10 protein-coding genes are annotated in these 12,307 nt (G+C 68.5%); 8 read left to right on the top strand and 2 right to left on the bottom strand.

The features are described 5' to 3' along the window. Window positions 1–13: 13 nt before the first annotated feature. Together FHS39_RS09935 and polA are read right to left on the bottom strand one after the other, a co-directional pair. On the bottom strand, window positions 14–148 hold the full coding sequence (locus FHS39_RS09935) for an SPW_0924 family protein (protein WP_184348427.1): 135 nt from the start codon (window positions 146–148) through the stop codon (window positions 14–16). A gap of 154 nt (window positions 149–302) precedes the next feature. Next, window positions 303–2,960 carry a DNA polymerase I gene (polA, locus tag FHS39_RS09930; RefSeq protein WP_184348857.1) on the bottom strand — a complete coding sequence of 886 codons (2,658 nt, stop codon included), beginning with the start codon at window positions 2,958–2,960 and terminating at the stop codon, window positions 303–305. A gap of 219 nt (window positions 2,961–3,179) precedes the next feature. Between polA and FHS39_RS09925 the strand changes: the two genes are divergently transcribed. The 8 genes from FHS39_RS09925 (at window position 3,180) to FHS39_RS09890 (ending at window position 12,237) form a co-directional block, all read left to right on the top strand. Next, a complete protein-coding gene (locus tag FHS39_RS09925) occupies window positions 3,180–5,465 on the top strand; it encodes an FdhF/YdeP family oxidoreductase (RefSeq protein ID WP_184348425.1) in 2,286 nt (761 codons plus the stop codon). A 115-nt stretch (window positions 5,466–5,580) separates the two neighbouring features. Then, entirely contained in the window at window positions 5,581–6,042 is a 462-nt protein-coding gene (locus FHS39_RS09920; RefSeq protein ID WP_045934592.1) for a PaaI family thioesterase, read from the top strand. A 39-nt stretch (window positions 6,043–6,081) separates the two neighbouring features. Then, entirely contained in the window at window positions 6,082–6,471 is a 390-nt protein-coding gene (locus FHS39_RS09915) for a hypothetical protein (protein WP_184348423.1), read from the top strand. 212 nt (window positions 6,472–6,683) lie between these two features. Continuing rightward, on the top strand, window positions 6,684–7,922 hold the full coding sequence (locus FHS39_RS09910; RefSeq protein ID WP_184348855.1) for an ABC transporter substrate-binding protein: 1,239 nt from the start codon (window positions 6,684–6,686) through the stop codon (window positions 7,920–7,922). Between the two features lie 106 nt (window positions 7,923–8,028). Further along, window positions 8,029–8,961 carry a branched-chain amino acid ABC transporter permease gene (locus FHS39_RS09905; RefSeq protein WP_045934594.1) on the top strand — a complete coding sequence of 311 codons (933 nt, stop codon included), beginning with the start codon at window positions 8,029–8,031 and terminating at the stop codon, window positions 8,959–8,961. 5 nt (window positions 8,962–8,966) lie between these two features. Then, window positions 8,967–10,691, top strand: coding sequence for a branched-chain amino acid ABC transporter permease (locus tag FHS39_RS09900; protein ID WP_184348421.1), 1,725 nt, complete (start codon window positions 8,967–8,969; stop codon window positions 10,689–10,691). Further along, window positions 10,688–11,518: an ABC transporter ATP-binding protein gene (locus tag FHS39_RS09895; protein ID WP_184348419.1), complete on the top strand. Its 831-nt coding sequence runs from the start codon at window positions 10,688–10,690 to the stop codon at window positions 11,516–11,518. The genes FHS39_RS09900 and FHS39_RS09895 overlap by 4 nt, the downstream gene beginning before the upstream one ends. Further along, the gene (locus tag FHS39_RS09890; RefSeq protein WP_184348417.1) at window positions 11,515–12,237 is read left to right on the top strand and encodes an ABC transporter ATP-binding protein; all 723 of its coding nucleotides are present in this window, start codon (window positions 11,515–11,517) and stop codon (window positions 12,235–12,237) included. The genes FHS39_RS09895 and FHS39_RS09890 overlap by 4 nt, the downstream gene beginning before the upstream one ends. Window positions 12,238–12,307: the final 70 nt, after the last annotated feature.

Genomic DNA, 12,307 nt, shown 5'->3' with positions numbered 1-12,307 from the left:
TGGCGTCCCGCCGCTAGGGGTGGGCGGGAGCGGAGGTGAGCAGGGGTTCGGGGGAGGTCGTGCCGCGGGGCGGGCCGATGGCGGTGACGGCGAAGACGAGGGTGAGGGCGGCGGCCAGTCCGATGGCCGCGGCGGCCAGTGCGCGCATGCCCGTCCTTTCCCGTGCACGACAGAGCTGACGCTGCGTCAGGAATAGAGGGGCACGCTAGCAACAGCGGCCGCAGATGAGAACACGTCGGACGGGCCCGCCCCCACGGCACACACCGCGGGAGACGGGCCCGGAACGCAGCACCACCGGCGGCTCAGTGCGCGGCGGACTCCCAGTCGCCGCCGACACCCACCGACACATCCAGCGGAGCGCGCAGCTGCACGGCCCCCGCCATCTCCCGGCGGACCAGCTCCTCGACCTTCTCCCGCTCCCCCGGCGCGATCTCCAGCACGATTTCGTCGTGCACCTGCAGCAGCATCCGCGAGGACAGCTCCTGTGCGCGCAGCGCCTCCGCCACCCGCAGCATCGCGATCTTCACGATGTCCGCGGCAGTGCCCTGGATCGGCGCGTTGAGCGCCATCCGCTCGGCCATCTCCCGGCGCTGGCGGTTGTCGCTGTTGAGGTCCGGCAGATAGCGGCGGCGGCCGAGCATCGTCTCGGTGTAGCCCGTGGCACGGGCCTCCTCCACCACGCGCTGCAGATAGTCGCGGACCCCGCCGAACCGCTCGAAGAACGTGTCCATCAGACGCCGCGCCTCGTCCGGCATGATGTTCAGCTGCTGCGAGAGCCCGAACGCCGACAGGCCGTACGCCAGGCCGTACGACATGGCCTTGATCTTGCGGCGCATCTCGGGATCGACCTCGCTCTTGGCGACGCCGAAGACCTGCGAGGCGACCGTCGTGTGCAGGTCCTCACCCGAGGTGAACGCCTCGATCAGGCCCTCGTCCTCCGAGAGGTGGGCCATCACCCGCAGCTCGATCTGGCTGTAGTCGGCGGTCATCAGCGACTCGTAGCCCTCGCCGACGACGAAGCCGCGGCGGATCGCCCGGCCCTCGTCCGTGCGCACCGGGATGTTCTGCAGATTCGGATCCGTGGAGGACAGCCGGCCCGTCGCCGCCACCGTCTGGTTGAAGGTGGTGTGGATCCGCCCGTCCGCAGTGATGCACTTGATCAGGCCCTCGACCGTGGAACGCAGCTTGGACTGCTCACGGTGACGCAGCATGATCACCGGCAGCTCGTTCTCCGTCTGCGCGGCCAGCCACGCCAGCGCATCGGCATCCGTGGTGTAACCGGTCTTCGTCTTCTTCGTCTTCGGCAGCCCCAGCTCGCCGAAGAGCACCTCCTGCAGCTGCTTGGGCGAGCCCAGGTTGAACTCCCGGCCCGCGGCCAGGTGCGCCTCCTGCACGGCCTGCTGCACGGCGGCCGCGAACTGCTGCTCCATGCGCTCCAGCCAGCCCCGGTCGGCGGCGATGCCCGCCCGCTCCAGACCGGCCAGCATGGCGCTCGTCGGCAGCTCCACATCCGCCAGCAGCCCGGCCGCACCCACGTCCTTGAGCCGTGCCTCGAACGCGGACCCCAGGTCGAGGACGGTACGGGCCTGGCCCATCAGCGCATCCGCCTCGGCCTGCTCATCGGCACCGAAGGCCAGCTGCCCGTCACTCGCGGCGGCCGTCGCCAGCTCACGGCCCAGATACTCCACCGACAGCGCATCCAGAGCGAACGAGCGGCGGCCGGGCTTGACCAGATACGCGGCCAGCGCCGTATCCATGGTCACCCCGCCCACCGACCAGCCGTGCTCGGCGAAGACCCGCATCACGGACTTCGCGTCATGGATCACCTTGTGCCGGCCGGCATCCGCGATCCACGCGGCGAACGCCCGCTCATCGGCCTCGTCCAGCTCGGCCGGGTCGATCCAGGCCGCAGGCCCCTCGTCCGTGGCCAGCGCGATCTCGGCCACCCGGCCGCTGCCCCGCGACCAGCTGTCGACCACCGCCACACCCAGCGTCCGACCGCCGTGCTCGGCCAGCCACGCGGCCACCTCACCCGTGGCCAGCACCTCGCCCTCCACCTCGGCCCCGGCAGCAGGCGGCGCCTCCTCGGCGGACTCCGCACCCGGGTCGGCAGCCAGCAGCCGGTCCCGCAGCCCCTGGTTACGGATCTCCAGCCGCTCCAGGAAAGACGCCAGCGCCAACCGGTCGTAGGCCGCACGCACCAGACCCGCAGGGCCCGTGGACAGCTCCACATCCCGCACCATCTCGGTCAGGCGGCGGTTGAGCTTGACCGACTCCAGGTGGTCGCGCAGATTCTGCCCGGCCTTGCCCTTGACCTCCTCGACCCGCTCGACCAGCTCCGCGAACGAACCGAACTGATTGATCCACTTCGCGGCCGTCTTCTCACCCACGCCCGGGATGCCCGGAAGGTTGTCCGACGGGTCACCGCGCAGCGCCGCGAAGTCCGGATACTGCTGCGCCGACAGCCCGTACTTCTCCAGCACCTTCTCGGGCGTGAAACGCGTCAGCTCCGAGACGCCCTTGGTCGGATACAGCACCGTGACCGCATCGCTGACCAGCTGGAAGGAGTCACGGTCACCCGTGACGATCGAGACCTCGAAACCCTCCGCCTCGGCCTGCGTGGCCAGCGTGGCGATCACATCGTCGGCCTCGAAACCGTCCACGGCGAACCGCGGCACGCTCATCGTGTCCAGCAGCTCGCCGATCAGCTCGACCTGGCCCTTGAACTCGTCCGGCGTCTTCGAACGCGTCGCCTTGTACTCCGGGAACTCCTCCGACCGCCACGTCTTGCGCGACACATCGAAGGCCACCGCGAAATGCGACGGCCGCTCGTCACGCAACGTGTTCGCCAGCATCGACGCGAAGCCGTACACCGCGTTCGTCGGCTGGCCCCCGGCGGTGGTGAAATTCTCCACGGGCAGCGCGAAGAACGCCCGGTACGCCATCGAGTGCCCGTCCATCAACAGCAGACGGGGACGCCCTCCCTCCGCTGCCTCGGTGCCGGTCGGTTCGTTCGTCTTCGATGCCTTTGCTGCCACGCCCCCGATCCTGCCACGGCCCACTGACAATCCCGACCGCCGCAGGACAGGGTCACCCTCCCCACACCCGCTGTCGGACCCCCGTGACAGGATCGGCCCGTACCACCTCCGCGCACCACCGACCGCTCAAGGGGGAGCGAGATGGCAGGCAAGCCGCCCACCGGTGATCCCGTACAGGACGCACCCGACGTCACCGCCCCGCAGCACGCCGCCGCCGGGCTCCCCGCCATCGCCCACTCACTGCGCGTAGCCCACGAGCAGATGGGCGTGCGCCGCACCGCGCTCACCCTCCTCAAGGTCAACCAGAAGGACGGCTTCGACTGCCCCGGCTGCGCCTGGCCCGAGCCCGACAAGCGCCACGCCGCCGAATTCTGCGAGAACGGCGCCAAGGCCGTCGCCGAGGAAGCCACCCTCCGCCGGGTCACCCCCGCCTTCTTCGCCGAACACCCCGTCGCCGACCTCGCCGAGCGCAGCGGCTACTGGCTCGGCCAGCAAGGCCGCCTCACCCAGCCCATGTACCTGGCCGAAGGCGCCGACCGCTACGAGCCCGTCACCTGGGACCGCGCCTTCGACGTCATCGCCGGCGAACTCCAGGCCCTCACCACCCCCGACCAGGCCGTCTTCTACACCTCCGGCCGCACCAGCAACGAAGCAGCCTTCCTCTACCAGCTCTTCGCCCGCGAATTCGGCACCAACAACCTCCCCGACTGCTCCAACATGTGCCACGAGTCCTCCGGCTCCGCACTCACCGAGACCATCGGCATCGGCAAGGGCAGCGTCCTGCTGGAGGACCTCTACAAGGCCGACCTGATCATCGTCGCCGGACAGAACCCCGGCACCAACCACCCCCGCATGCTCAGCGCCCTGGAAAAGGCCAAAGCCGGCGGCACGAAGATCATCACGGTCAACCCGCTGCCCGAAGCCGGCCTGGAGCGCTTCAAGAACCCCCAGAACGTCCGCGGCCTCGCCGGCGGCGGCACCGCCCTCACCGACCTCTTCCTCCAGATCCGCCTCGGCGGCGACCAGGCCCTCTTCCGCCTCCTCAACCGCCTCGTCCTCGAAACCGAAGGCGCCGTCGACACCGCCTTCATCGCCGAGCACACCCACGGCTACGCCGACTTCGAGCGCACCGCCCGCACCGCCGACTGGGACGAGACCCTGCGCGCCACCGGACTGCGCCGCGAAGAGATCGAATCCGCGCTGCGCATGATCCTCGCCTCCCGGCGCACCATCGTCTGCTGGGCCATGGGCCTCACCCAGCACAAACACGCCGTCCCCACCATCAAGGAAGTCGTCAACTTCCTGCTCCTGCGCGGCAACATCGGCCGCCCCGGCGCCGGCGTCTGCCCCGTACGCGGCCACAGCAACGTCCAGGGCGACCGCACCATGGGCATCTTCGAGCGCCCCGCCCCCGCCTTCCTCGACGCCCTCGAGAAGGAATTCGGCTTCGCCCCGCCCCGCGAACACGGCCTCGACGTCGTCCGCGCCATCCGCGCACTCCGCGACGGCCAGGCGAAGGTCTTCTTCGCCATGGGCGGCAACTTCGTCTCCGCCACCCCCGACACCGACGTCACCGAAGCCGCCGTCCGCCGGGCCCGCCTCACCGTGCACGTCTCCACCAAGCTCAACCGGTCCCACGTCATCACCGGCGCCCACGCCCTGATCCTGCCCACCCTCGGCCGCACCGAGCGCGACCGGCAGCACACCGGCGAACAGTTCGTCACCGTCGAGGACTCCATGGGCATGGTCCACGCCTCCCGCGGACGCCTCGCCCCCGCAAGCCCCCACCTGCTCTCCGAACCGGCCATCGTCTGCCGCCTCGCCCGCCGCGCCCTCGGCCCCACCAGCACCACCCCGTGGGAAGACTTCGAGAACGACTACGCCGCCATCCGCGACCGCATCTCCCGCGTCGTCCCCGGCTTCCACGACTTCAACACCCGTGTGGCCCGCCCCGGCGGCTTCACCCTCCCCCACGCCCCCCGCGACAACCGCACCTTCCCCACCACCACCGGCAAGGCCAACTTCACCGCCGCCCCCGTCGAATACCCCACCGCCCCCGAAGGCCGCCTCCTGCTGCAGACCCTGCGCTCCCACGACCAGTACAACACCACCATCTACGGCCTCGACGACCGCTACCGCGGCATCAAGAACGGCCGCCGCGTCGTCCTCGTCCACCCCGACGACGCCACCGCCCTCGGACTGCCCGACGGCACCTACGCCGACCTCGTCAGCGAATGGACCGACGGCAGCGAACGCCGCGCCCCCGGCTTCCGCGTCGTGCACTACCCCACCGCCCGGGGCTGCGCCGCCGCCTACTACCCCGAGACCAACGTCCTCGTCCCCCTGGACCACACCGCCGACACCAGCAACACCCCGGCCAGCAAATCTCTCGTCGTCCGCCTCGAACCCCAGCAGGCCCCCGCCTGAGCAAGCCCCCAAGGGCCGAGGGACGTTCATCACGTTGACAGGACGATCACCCGGCAACAAACGTTCAAGGCGCACACACCACACGAGCCACCGAGGACGAACGGAGCCGCGACGCATGGGCGAGCACAGCAAGACCAGGTTCCCGCAGGAAATCCTGGACCAATGGGCGGACAGCGGCCTCGACCTGAGCGCCCTCTTCTCCGCCGGGCACCTCGGCGAACGCATGAGCGTCACCGTCGTCGAAGCCTCCCCCGAGCGCGTCGTCGGCACCATGCCCGTCGAAGGCAACACCCAGCCCTACGGACTCCTGCACGGTGGCGCCTCCGCCGTGCTCGCCGAAACCCTCGGCTCCGTCGGCGCCATGCTGCACGGCGGCCCCGGCCGGATCGCCGTCGGCGTCGACCTCAACTGCACCCACCACCGCGGCGTACGCTCCGGCCTGGTCACCGGCGTCGCCACCCCCGTCCACCGGGGCCGCACCACCGCCACCTACGAGATCGTCATCACCGACGAACAGGACAAGCGCGTCTGCTCCGCCCGCCTGACCTGCCTCATCCGCACGGCAGAAGCAGCCTGACGCCTTCCCTCCCCCGACGGCCCGCCCTAACGTGCCGTCATGAGGGCCGCGCACCGCACCACCCCAAGGCGCCTCGCCTGCGCCGCCGCACTGTTGACCGCCGTCAACACCCTGGCCGGCTGCGGCCATTCCGCAGCCGGCCCCGCACAGCACACCGACTCACCCGTCCAGCTGTGCACCAACCTCGTCTCCTACTGGGCCGACCAGACCATCACCAACGGCAAATGGGCCGGACTCGACTGGGAACAGAAGGGCCTGTCCAACGCCCAGTACGAGCTCTACGACGACATCGTCAAGGCCGCCCGCACCGAACAGGGCCGCCACGGCACCGCCGCCGCCCGGACATTGATCCAGCGTCAGTCCGCCCAGCGCTGCAAGGACACCGACGGCGCCACCTACAGCTCAGAGAACTGGCGTCCGCCCGACTGACAAGCGGAACGTGATCTGCGTCATAACAAGACAGTCACATCATCGTCGGCACCTCTGCCCCGAATCGCCCCACCCCCCTAGAGTCACGCCCCATCACGACCCCGCCGGGCGGCTCACCCACCCATCACCGCATCCCTCCCTGTGCCCGGCGAGCGACACGGCACCCCCAAGCAGCGGCCGCCGCGCCAGGGAAAGGATTCACCGTGCACCTCGTGAAACACCGTTCCTTCCTCCTCCTCACCACCGCACTCGCCACCGGAGCCCTCACCCTCACGGCCTGCGGATCACGCGACGACGGCAAGGACAGCAACGACAACGGCGGGGGCTCGAAGACCACCGTGGTGATAGGCGTCGACGCACCGCTCACCGGCTCGCTCTCCGCCCTCGGCCAAGGCATCAAGAACTCCGTCGACCTCGCGGCCAAGACCGCCAACAAGAACAACGAGGTCAAGGGCGTCACCTTCACCACCGGGCCCCTCGACGACCAGGCCGTCCCCGGCACGGGCCAGCAGAACGCCACCAAACTCGTCGCCGACAAGAACGTCCTCGGCGTCGTCGGCCCCCTCAACTCCGGCGTCGCCCAGTCCATGCAGGGCGTCTTCGCCAAAGCCGGCCTCACCGAGGTCTCCCCCGCCAACACCAACCCCGCCCTCAGCCAGGGCGACAACTGGGCCAAGGGCGAGAAGAACCGCCCCTTCAAAACCTACTTCCGCACCGCCACCACCGACGTCATCCAAGGCCGCTTCGCCGCGCAGTACTACCACAACGACGCCAAGAAACAGAAGGTCTTCGTCGTCGACGACAAACAGACCTACGGCGCCGGACTCGCCACCATCTTCACCCAGGAATTCAAACGCCTCGGCGGCGAGGTCGTCGGCACCGACCATCTCACCGTCAAAGAAACCGACTTCTCCGGCATCGCCAACAAAATCAAGAACTCCGGCGCCGACTCAGTCTACTTCGGCGGCCAGTTCCCCGAAGGCGGTCTCCTCTCCGACCAGGTCAAGAAAGCCGGCGCCCACATACCCCTCATGGGCGGCGACGGCATCTACGACCCCGGCTTCATCAGCGCCTCCGGCGAAAGCAACGACGGCGACCTCGGCACCTCCGTCGGTTACCCCGTCGAACAACTCCCCTCCGCCCAGACCTTCGTCAAGAACTACCAGGCCGCGGGCTACAAAGACCCCTACGCCGCCTACGGCGGCTACTCCTACGACGCCGCCTGGGCCATCATCCAGGCCGTGAAGAAAGCCGTCGAGGACAACAACGGAAAACTCCCCTCCAACGCCCGCGCCGCGGTCGTCGACGCCATGAGCAAGATCTCCTTCGACGGCGTCACCGGCAAGGTCTCCTTCGACCAGTACGGCGACACCACCAACAAACAGCTCACCGTCTACCAGGTCGTGGGCGGCGTCTGGAAATCGGTGAAGAGCGCCACCTTCCAGGACTGACGCCACCGCCCCACCGGCACCGCCCGTACACCACCACACCCCGCGCGAGGACCCCCGAAGGCCCTCGCGCGGCGCCACATCCCACACCCTCAACGGGGAGGCCGCGGTGCACGAACTGCCGCAAACGCTCGTCAGCGGACTCGCCCTCGGTGCCCTCTACGGCCTCATCGCCATCGGGTACACCATGGTCTACGGCATCGTCCAGCTCATCAACTTCGCCCACGGCGAGATCGTCATGATCGGAGGCTTCGGCGCCCTCACCATCCGCCTCTGGCTCCCCGGCTCCGTCCCCCTCGGCGCCGCCCTGCCCCTGATGCTCCTCGGCGGCGCCCTCACCTCCGTCGCCGTCGCCACCGCCGCCGAACGCTTCGCCTACCGCCCCCTGCGAGGCGCACCCCGCCTCGCCCCCCTCATCACCGCCATCGGCCTGTCCATCGCACTCCAGCAAATCGTCTGGGCCTTCTACCCCGACGCCAAGAAATCCCGCAGCTTCCCCCAGTTCGGCGGCGACGCCTTCGAAATAACCGGCAACATCCACATACAACGCGACGACCTCTTCGTCCTCATCGCCGCACCCCTGTGCATGCTCGCCCTCGGATTCTTCGTCGCCAAAAGCCGCACCGGCCGCGCCATGCAAGCCACCGCCCAGGACCCCGACACCGCCAGACTCATGGGCGTCAACACCGACCGCATCATCGTCCTGGCCTTCGCCATCGGCGGCGCCTTCGCCGCCGTCGCCGCCGTCGCCCAAGGACTCCGCGCAGGCCAGATCAACTTCGAAATGGGCTTCATCCTCGGCCTCAAAGCCTTCACCGCCGCCGTGCTCGGCGGCATCGGCAACATCTACGGCGCCATGCTCGGCGGAGTCGTCCTCGGCATCGCCGAAACCGCCTCCACCACCTACATCCAGGACATCCCCGGAATGCAGCAACTCGGCGGCGGAGGCTGGAAAGACGTCTGGGCCTTCGTCCTCCTCATCGTCGTCCTCCTCGTCAGGCCCCAGGGCCTGCTCGGCGAACGCGTCGCGGATCGGGCGTGAAACCCATGACCACACCCACACCAGCCACTCCCCTCATACCCCTCCCCCTCACCATCGCCCGCGCCCTCACCACCGCAGGCGCCGCCCTCACCGCCCTCTCCACCTTCCTCGCCTGGACCTGGACCAAAGCCTTCCCCGGCAACCTCACCGTCACCGGCTACCCAGGCGGACTCCAACTCCTCACCCTCACCGGAGCCCTCCTCACCCTCATCCAACTCCTCGCCACCTGGAACACCCCCGGACTCCGCTGGCTCAGCCCCACCCGCAGCCACACCCCCACCACCTACCTCGCCGCAGGCACCCTCGCCACCACCTGGTACACCCTCATCGCCATCTCCGTACAACTCGGCGGCCTCGCCAACCTCGAACCCGGCGGATACCTCGCCGCAGCCGCCGCACTCCTCACCCTCGCCGGCGCCCTCGCCCTCCCCTTCGAACGCCGCCCCACCCACGCCGCCCGCACCCCCCTCCCTCCACCGCGCCCCCTGCCCGCCTGGGCCGAAATCCTCATCATCGCCGCGGCGTTCGCCCTCGCACTCAGCGTCCTCACCTACGGCATCGGCACCGCCTACGGAGAACTCTTCACCGGCTTCCTCCTGCTCACCGGCTTCGCCACCGCCGCCCTCTTCGCCGCCGGCCTCATCACCCGGCTCTCCGCCCTCACCCACAAACACCGCAACATCACCGTCACCGCGGCCTTCATCGCCGCCGCCGCATTCCCCCTCACCCAGGACACCGACGAATACACCCTCATCGTCGTCAACATCCTGATCTTCTCCACCGTCGCCCTCGGCCTCAACGTCGTCGTCGGCCTCGCCGGACTCCTCGACCTCGGCTACGTCGCCTTCCTCGGCGTCGGCGCCTACACCGCAGCCCTCGTCTCCGGCTCCACCGCCTCCACCCTCCACATCCACTTCCCCTTCTGGGCCGCCGTCCTCACCGGCGCCGCAGCCTCCCTCGTCTTCGGCGTCGTCATCGGCGCACCCACCCTCCGCCTGCGCGGCGACTACCTGGCCATCGTCACCCTCGGCTTCGGAGAAATCTTCCGCATCACCGTCGGCAACCTCAACGGCGAATCCGGACCCTCACTCACCAACGGCCCCAACGGAATTCCCAACATCCCAGACCTCGCCATCGGCAACTACAACTTCGGAGAAAAACAAAAACTCGGCTTCATCACCCTCAACCCCTTCGCCAACTACTACCTCCTCATGCTCCTCGTCACCGTCCTCGTCGTCCTCGTCTTCAGCCGCGCAGGAAACTCCCGCATAGGCCGCGCCTGGATCGCCATCCGCGAAGACGAAACCGCAGCCACCGCCATGGGCATCAACGGATTCCGCCTCAAACTCCTCGCCTTCGCCCTCGGCGCCACCCTCGCCGGACTCGCCGGCACCGTACAGGCCCACGTCGCCTACACCGTCGTCCCCGAACAGTACGTATTCGCCGGCCCCGTACCCCCCAACTCCGCCTTCCTCCTCGCCGCCGTCATCCTCGGCGGCATGGGCACCATCACCGGCCCCCTCCTCGGCGCCGCCCTCCTCTACCTCATCCCCGCCAAACTCCAATTCCTCCAGGACTACCAACTCCTCACCTTCGGTATCGCCCTCATCCTCCTCATGCGATTCCGCCCCGAAGGCATCATCCCCAACCGTCGACAACAACTCGAATTCCACGAACCCACCACCACCGCCACCCCACCGGCCCCCAAGGCGGAGGCACAGACCTCATGACCACCACGTCCGATGCCCCCGCCGCGCCCCTCCTCGCCGCCACCGGCGTCACCATGCGCTTCGGCGGACTCACCGCCGTACGAGCCGTCGACCTCACCGTCCACCCCCACCAAATCGTCGGCCTCATCGGACCCAACGGCGCCGGAAAAACCACCTTCTTCAACTGCCTCACCGGCCTCTACACCCCCACCGAAGGCACCGTCACCTACCGCGGCACCCGCCTGCCCCCCAAACCCCACCTCGTCACCACCGCAGGCATAGCCCGCACCTTCCAGAACATCCGCCTCTTCGCCAATATGACCGTCCTCGAAAACGTCCTCGTCGGCCGCCACACCCGCACCAAAGAAGGCCTCCTCGCCGCCCTCCTCCGCGGCCCCCGCTTCCACCGCGCCGAAAAAACCTCGGAAGAACGCGCCATGGAACTCCTCGAATTCACCGGCCTCGCCAACAAACGCCACCACCTCGCCCGCAACCTCCCCTACGGCGAACAACGAAAACTCGAAATCGCCCGCGCCCTCGCCAGCGAACCCGGCCTGCTCCTCCTCGACGAACCCACCGCCGGAATGAACCCCCACGAGACCCGCACCACCGAACAACTCGTCCTCGCCATCCGGGAAAAAGGCACCGCCGTCCTCGTCATCGAGCACGACATGCGCTTCATCTTCAACCTCTGCGACCACGTCGCCGTCCTCGTCCAAGGCCAAAAACTCGTCGAAGGCACCCCCGACACCGTCCAGAGCGACGAACGCGTCATCGCCGCCTACCTCGGCACCCCCCTCGAAAACCCACCCGGCGACGACACCGACCCCACGGGGGACGCCACATGACCGGCACCGCACTTCTGGAAGTCAAAGACCTCCGCATCGCCTACGGAAAAATCGAAGCCGTCAAAGGAATCTCCTTCACCGTCCACACCGGACAGGTCGTCACCCTCATCGGCACCAACGGCGCAGGAAAGACAACCACCCTCCGCACCCTCTCCGGACTCCTCACCCCACTCGCCGGCACCATCCACTTCGACGGCCGCCCCATCACCGGAATCCCCGCCCACCGCATCGTCGCCCTCGGCCTCGCCCACTCCCCCGAAGGACGACACATATTCCCCCGCCTCACCATCGCCGAAAACCTCCAACTAGGCGCATTCCTCCGCAAGGACACTCACGGAATAACCCAGGACATCCAACGCGCCTACGACCTCTTCCCCATCCTCGGCGAACGCGCCAAACAAGCCGCAGGCACCCTCTCCGGCGGCGAACAGCAAATGCTCGCCATGGGCCGCGCCCTGATGTCCCGCCCCAAACTCCTCATGCTCGACGAACCCTCCATGGGTCTCTCGCCGATCATGATGCAGAAAATCATGACCACCATTGCCGAACTCAAGGCGAACGGCACCACCATCCTCCTCGTGGAACAGAACGCCCAGGCGGCACTCACCCTCGCCGACCAAGGCCACGTCATGGAAACCGGCACCATCGCCCTCTCCGGCACCGGAGCCGAACTCCTCCACAACGAATCCGTCCGCAAGGCCTACCTCGGCGAGGACTGACCCCGGCCCACACCCGGAAACGAAAACGAAAAGGGCCCGCGCCCCGAACGGGACGCGGACCCCTTGAAAC

This window comes from Streptomyces olivoverticillatus, assembly GCF_014203555.1.
GTDB classification, from domain to species: Bacteria; Actinomycetota; Actinomycetes; order Streptomycetales; family Streptomycetaceae; genus Streptomyces; species Streptomyces olivoverticillatus.
Note: the sequence above shows the minus strand (reverse complement) of the source record. Positions and strands in the feature narration are given on the sequence as shown.

Bases quoted from the DNA above. Each gene is read 5' to 3' on its own strand.
- FHS39_RS09890 (WP_184348417.1), top strand. From the start codon at position 11,515: ATGACCGGCACCGCACTTCTGGAAGTCAAAGACCTCCGCATCGCCTAC.
- FHS39_RS09920 (WP_045934592.1), top strand. From the start codon at position 5,581: ATGGGCGAGCACAGCAAGACCAGGTTCCCGCAGGAAATCCTGGACCAA.
- FHS39_RS09925 (WP_184348425.1), top strand. From the start codon at position 3,180: ATGGCAGGCAAGCCGCCCACCGGTGATCCCGTACAGGACGCACCCGAC.
- FHS39_RS09935 (WP_184348427.1), bottom strand. From the start codon at position 148: ATGCGCGCACTGGCCGCCGCGGCCATCGGACTGGCCGCCGCCCTCACC.
- polA (WP_184348857.1), bottom strand. From the start codon at position 2,960: ATGGACGGGCACTCGATGGCGTACCGGGCGTTCTTCGCGCTGCCCGTG.
- FHS39_RS09895 (WP_184348419.1), top strand. From the start codon at position 10,688: ATGACCACCACGTCCGATGCCCCCGCCGCGCCCCTCCTCGCCGCCACC.
- FHS39_RS09915 (WP_184348423.1), top strand. From the start codon at position 6,082: ATGAGGGCCGCGCACCGCACCACCCCAAGGCGCCTCGCCTGCGCCGCC.
- FHS39_RS09900 (WP_184348421.1), top strand. From the start codon at position 8,967: ATGACCACACCCACACCAGCCACTCCCCTCATACCCCTCCCCCTCACC.